The 1,089-nt window shown below is 34.4% G+C and carries 2 protein-coding genes; both read left to right on the top strand.

Annotated features, from left to right (window positions below; translation table 11 throughout):
• Positions 1 to 96 precede the first annotated feature (96 nt).
• A complete protein-coding gene (locus JCM9157_RS23045; protein WP_052013336.1) occupies positions 97 to 333 on the top strand; it encodes a hypothetical protein in 237 nt (78 codons plus the stop codon).
• Between the two features lie 117 nt (positions 334 to 450).
• Complete coding sequence (locus tag JCM9157_RS23040; protein WP_035668878.1) at positions 451 to 891, top strand: Imm26 family immunity protein; 441 nt, start codon at positions 451 to 453, stop codon at positions 889 to 891.
• The last annotated feature ends 198 nt before the right edge of the window (positions 892 to 1,089 follow it).

The following is a 1,089-nucleotide window of genomic DNA, read 5'->3' as shown; positions in this document are numbered from 1 at the left end:
CACATCGTATCCTTATTCGACTAACGGGCAGTTTAGTAGAAGAGTGCCTGTCTATTTGAAATAATTTATCTATTGTACTAAAAAGGAGAGGTATCAATGAGTAAAAATAGTAATTTGCTTTATTGCATTTTAGGAAGTGCTTTGCTTGCTTTACTAAATACTCCGATATTTAGTTACGCTAAACTCGGAATATTTCCAGGTGGATATGGAGGATATATATTTGGAGAGTTTCTTGTTGTACTTTCCAACTATTTGTCATTAGCAGGATTCATATTACTAATAGTATTTTCTGTTACATTGATAATAAGGAATTTAATCCCAAATCAAAACTAAACACTATTCTGGTATTGAGCTAACGAAGTAATAGAGGTTATCACCTTTCTTTGTTGAAGTAACTGGCAGTATACTTTAATAAATTTTAAGTGAAGAACATATAAGGGGAATACGAGTATGGCTGAAAAAAAGCGTAGAAGAAGAATAAAACTTGGAGATGTTTATGCAATTCCTTTACCTAATGGAAAATATGCTTTTGGAAGAAGATTTAAAGACGCTGGTATCGGAATTTATAAGCATATCGGGGAAAATATCGAAGACATTCCTGAAACTGAAGATTATCAGTTTATTGTTGGTGTTTATGATTCTGTATTAAAATCCGAAAATTGGACTGTTGTTGATAATCGTTCTTTTGAAAGTGAGGACGATGCCTTTCCGCCTCCGCAATGTGTTATCGACCCTATCTCTGGCGAATATTCAGTCTATCATAAAGGAGAAATGCGAAAAGCTACTAAGGCTGAATGTGAAGGAATGGAAATCGCAGCCGTTTGGGATGAACATCATATCATTGACAGGATTATGGGAGAAGACAAGTGGCATCGTGACCCGTATTTATAGTGTATATTGAACTAACGGAGGCGATAGCTTAATAAAAGGTTATCGCTTTTCTCTTGTTGAAATAACTGGCAGGTTAATGTAACAAGGTATTTCAACGCTTGTTATCGAACACCTGACGTAAATATAAATTTTCTGGGAGGAGTAATAAAATGGATAATAAAAGTGGAGACCCAAGGAATGATTTAAAAATCATTCTTG

It is taken from the genome of Halalkalibacter akibai JCM 9157 (genome assembly GCF_000513135.1).
GTDB classification, from domain to species: Bacteria; Bacillota; Bacilli; order Bacillales; family Bacillaceae_D; genus Halalkalibacter; species Halalkalibacter akibai.
The sequence above is the reverse complement of the archived record's forward strand: the minus strand, read 5'-3'. Positions and strand labels throughout refer to the sequence as shown.

What these genes read in the sequence shown, in the direction of transcription:
- JCM9157_RS23045 (WP_052013336.1), top strand. Translation starts at nt 97, where the DNA reads ATGAGTAAAAATAGTAATTTGCTTTATTGCATTTTAGGAAGTGCTTTG.
- JCM9157_RS23040 (WP_035668878.1), top strand. Translation starts at nt 451, where the DNA reads ATGGCTGAAAAAAAGCGTAGAAGAAGAATAAAACTTGGAGATGTTTAT.